This window comes from Brevundimonas sp., from assembly GCF_036677305.1.
In the GTDB taxonomy this organism is placed as follows: domain Bacteria; phylum Pseudomonadota; class Alphaproteobacteria; order Caulobacterales; family Caulobacteraceae; genus Brevundimonas.
In genome coordinates, this window is record NZ_JAKFEB010000032.1 from 1 (window position 1) to 3573 (window position 3573).

A 3573-nucleotide genomic window follows, 5' to 3' on the forward strand; every position below is an offset into this window, starting at 1 on the left:
CGCGGGGATTTATGTAGGGAAGCCGACTTCAGGGCCGCCCGGCGAGATGCGGTCCTGCCAGTCGGCCTGATGGGCCAGGTCGCGCCAGTAGAGCGCCATGCTGGTCCAGGCTGCGGTCATGACCGGCGAGGCATAACGTGCGGCGTAGCTGTCCATGCGCGCGGCCATGGCCAGGCATTGCGGTGCGGTTCGCATCGTAGTCCCCATCGGCCGGGACAACCGGCTGCTCAGGGAACCCTGCCGGACCCCGAAGGGTCCGTATGGTTACGCTTAGCGCTGGACCCACTGGCCCTGGGCGTTGCGGTACCACTGGCCCGAGCTGATGCGCGGCAGCAGCTGGCCTTCGAACATCCGGGCGCCCGCGACGTCGGGCGTGGTGCCCGCGGCCTGGGCGCTGCGCGCGTAGGCCTCGCGGCGGGCGCTGTTGGTGGCCTGGACCGCCTGGGTCAGGTTCGCGTCCGAGGCGGGGACGCGGAAGCCGAGGTAGCCGTCGGCCTGTTCACCCACGGTCCCCTGCGCCTTGGCGGCGTCGATCATCGACTTCTGGGCGGAGGTCTGGGCGAAGGCCGCGCCCGCGGCGACGCCCAGAGCCGCGACGGCGGCGGCGACGACGAAGAACTTGCGGAAAGACATCTGGGTCAACTTTCGCGTCAGAACAGGTTGGGATTTTCGACGAGGAGGTCCTGAAGCTCCTTGTCGAGGCGCACGCGAACATCGGCGTCGAGTTTCGCATAGATCTGGATCGGGTCGACCTGCAGCCGGACCGTGGGCGTGCAGGCGCTTGCGCCGAGGGCGGCCATGAGGCCGAGGATGGCGAGGCGTGTGCGCGTCCGGGTCATGGTCTGTGGTCTCCGGTCCTTGATCCGCGGCGATCTAACGCCCGACGGGGTGAACGGGTTCTGAACGGCGTCATCACGGGGTCGTGGCCGGAACGGAGGCCGGCTGGCCGCCGCGGGCGCGGTTCAGCTCCAGCAGGTCGCCGACCAGCTGATTGAGATTGAGGGTCGTGTCCAGCGTCAGGTCGATCCCGGTGCCGGACGGCAGGGGCAGTTCGCGGTTCAGGAACTCGCGGCTGATGAAGTCGGCGATGGAGATGCGCAGTTCCTGCTTCTGCGGCGGATCGTGGCGACCGCGGATGCGGAACAGGACGCCGATCCGGCCCTCGTCGAGGCTGTTCACCTCGGCCGAGAGCAGGTCGAACGAGAGATTCTCCATGGCCTGGTAGGCGAGGTCCTGGATGGTGTTGGGCGGCACGCCCTCCCCGCCCCCGCCAGCCTCCAGTCCGCTGAGCGCTTCCCGGGCGATGGACAGGCGGCCGGGCTGGACGGCGGCGAGGGAGCCGCCGCTGATGCGGACGCCGCCTTCCCGCGTCGAGGTGAAGGGCAGCCGGCCCGAGACGAGGGCGTCCAGCATGACCTTGTCGCCGAAGCCGGAGCCGGCGATGACCTGGCCCAGCTGGACCTTGTCGAGGACGATGACGCCGGTGATCGGCTGGGTCGGGTCCAGCGGGATGGCGAAGGGCTCGATGCTGATGCGACCGCCGGCGACGGCGAGATCGCCGCCCTCAAGGGTCACCGCCGCCTTGTCGAGGCCGAAGGTCAGTTCGATGTCGGTCAGGGGGACGAAGGACTCCAGCTGGTCGGCCGTCAGCCTCTGGCCGGGGGCGGCGGTCAGGGGAGCCAGATTGGTGAAATCGACCGTTCCGCGCAGGCCCGTGACCGGGCCGGCGGGGCTGACGAAGTCGAGGCCGGGAATGGTCAGCCGGCCGGAGCTGGTTCCCTCGGTTTCGGCGCGCCAGTCGATACGGCCGTTGAAGCTGACGGAGCCCGTGGCGGGCGAGCCGACGAAGTCCCCGGCCAGGGGGCTGAGGTCGCCGGGCTGGAGGCCGCCCTCGGCGAAGACGATGGACGGGGCGTCGACGACGATTCCGCCGGCGCCGGCGGCGCCGTCGTGGGCCAGGGTCAGACGGCCGAGGGCGGCGCCGTTGCGGGTCAGGTCGAAGGCGCCGGTCCAGTCCTCGCCTGTCATCCGCGCCGCGCCGGTCGCGCCCAGGGGATTGAAGCGCAGCGGGGTGGTCGCGTCCGCGACCGTGGCGCTGGCGACGCGCGCATCGAGGGTGATGCCCCGGGCGGCGCCGACAGCCGTGAAGCCGCCCTGGATGTCGCGGAAATTCAGGGCGAGGAAGGGGGCGTCGGCGCTGAAGCCGCGCAGGGTTCCATCGGACCGCCAGCCGCCCTCGGCGATGCTGGCCAGCGGGCGGGCGGCCGGACAGAGCTGGCCGGCCAGATTGGTGACGTCGCTCTCGTCCAGTTCCAGCCGTTCGACCGTGACGGGGCCGCAGCCGGCGGCGACATAGGTGACCCGGCCGTTCGACGAGGTCACCTGGCCGCGCGTCTGGACCGTGATGCCTCGCGCAAGGCCGAAATCGAGGGCGGCGCGGCCGTCCAGGGTCGCGGTGAAGCCCGAGGGAGTCAGCCGCCAGTCCGGGATGGAGAAGGCCGCGTCGAGCAAACCCCTGCCCCGGGTCGCCGTCAGGCTGAAGCCGCCGCCGCCCAGCTGACCGCGCCTGGCCGAAAAAATGGGTCCTGCGGCCGGCCGCAGGGTCAGGACGCCGCCGTTGGCGGGACGCAGGGTCGCCGGCCGGTTCAGGGCGACGCGGGTTCCGGACGGAGCGGCGGTGACGCTGAAGGCGGGAATGTCGATGGCGAAGGCGGACAGGGCCTCCTTCATCCCGGTCAGTTCGGGCACGTCGTCGCGGCCGGCGGGACCGAACAGGGGCCAGCTTCCGCGCGCCGCGGACAGCGAGCCCGTGGCGTCGAGGCGCAGGCCCTGATTGACGACCAGATCCATCCGCCCGGCCGCGCGGGCGCCGGTCAGGATCAGATCGTCCCAGGCGAGGCGGTCGGCGGACAGGGCGACGGGCCCCTGGGCCTCCAGGGCGCCGCCCCGGCCGCCCAGCGTCAGGCTGGAAGCGCGCACGGTGACGCCGGTTCCGTCCAGCCCCGCCCCGGAGGCGCGGGCGGCGGAGGCCGTGGCCGGGCCCTCCAGACGCCAGCCGAAGCCCTGGGCGTCGCGACTGAATACGGTGCGGGCGCGGTCCAGACGCAGGCGGACGCCCGAGGCGGCGGCGGGGCCGTCGATGCGGGCGGCCCGGACGTCGAGATCGCCGGAGCCGGCGATGCGGAAGGTCTCGATCCAGCCCGCGGTCTGGCCGGTGAAGGCCAGGCGGGCGTCGGCGCCCCGGGCCGTCGTATCGCCGGACGACAGGCGGGCGGCGGTGAAGGCGCCGTTCAGGGCGGCGGCGCCGTCGCCCTTCCGGCCCTTGAAGTCGGGATAGGGCAGGTTGCCGGTCAGGATCAGCTTCGCCGCATCGGCCGCGAGACCCGGCAGGGTCGCCTGCTCGGCGGCGGCGTCGAGGCGCACCGCGATCCGGTCGCCGGTGGTGGTCAGGTCGACGGCGGCGCTCAGCGACCGGGCCTCGGCCTCGCCGCTCTTGAAGGCGGTGGCGGGCATGCGCGCGACCAGCCGCATCAGCTTGCCGTTATCGATCCGGGCGTCGCCGAGAATGTTGGC

The 3573-nt window shown here is 72.4% G+C and carries 4 protein-coding genes; all 4 read right to left on the minus strand.

From position 1 onward, the window contains the following. Positions 1-9: 9 nt before the first annotated feature. Positions 10-195: a hypothetical protein gene (locus V6M42_RS02220; RefSeq protein WP_332676854.1), complete on the minus strand. Its 186-nt coding sequence runs from the start codon at positions 193-195 to the stop codon at positions 10-12. Between the two features lie 75 nt (positions 196-270). Further along, positions 271-633, minus strand: a complete 363-nt coding sequence (locus V6M42_RS02225) for a YdbL family protein (protein ID WP_332657437.1) — start codon at positions 631-633, stop codon at positions 271-273. 17 nt (positions 634-650) lie between these two features. Next, complete coding sequence (locus V6M42_RS02230) at positions 651-800, minus strand: YnbE family lipoprotein (RefSeq protein WP_442880908.1); 150 nt, start codon at positions 798-800, stop codon at positions 651-653. 112 nt (positions 801-912) lie between these two features. After that, the coding region (locus tag V6M42_RS02235) for an intermembrane phospholipid transport protein YdbH family protein (RefSeq protein ID WP_332676856.1) at positions 913-3573 on the minus strand (2661 nt) is incomplete at its 5' end.

Excerpts from the sequence above, each read along its gene's own strand:
- V6M42_RS02230 (WP_442880908.1), bottom strand. The coding sequence starts at position 800 with ATGGCCGCCCTCGGCGCAAGCGCCTGCACGCCCACGGTCCGGCTGCAG.
- V6M42_RS02225 (WP_332657437.1), bottom strand. The coding sequence starts at position 633 with ATGTCTTTCCGCAAGTTCTTCGTCGTCGCCGCCGCCGTCGCGGCTCTG.
- V6M42_RS02220 (WP_332676854.1), bottom strand. The coding sequence starts at position 195 with ATGCGAACCGCACCGCAATGCCTGGCCATGGCCGCGCGCATGGACAGC.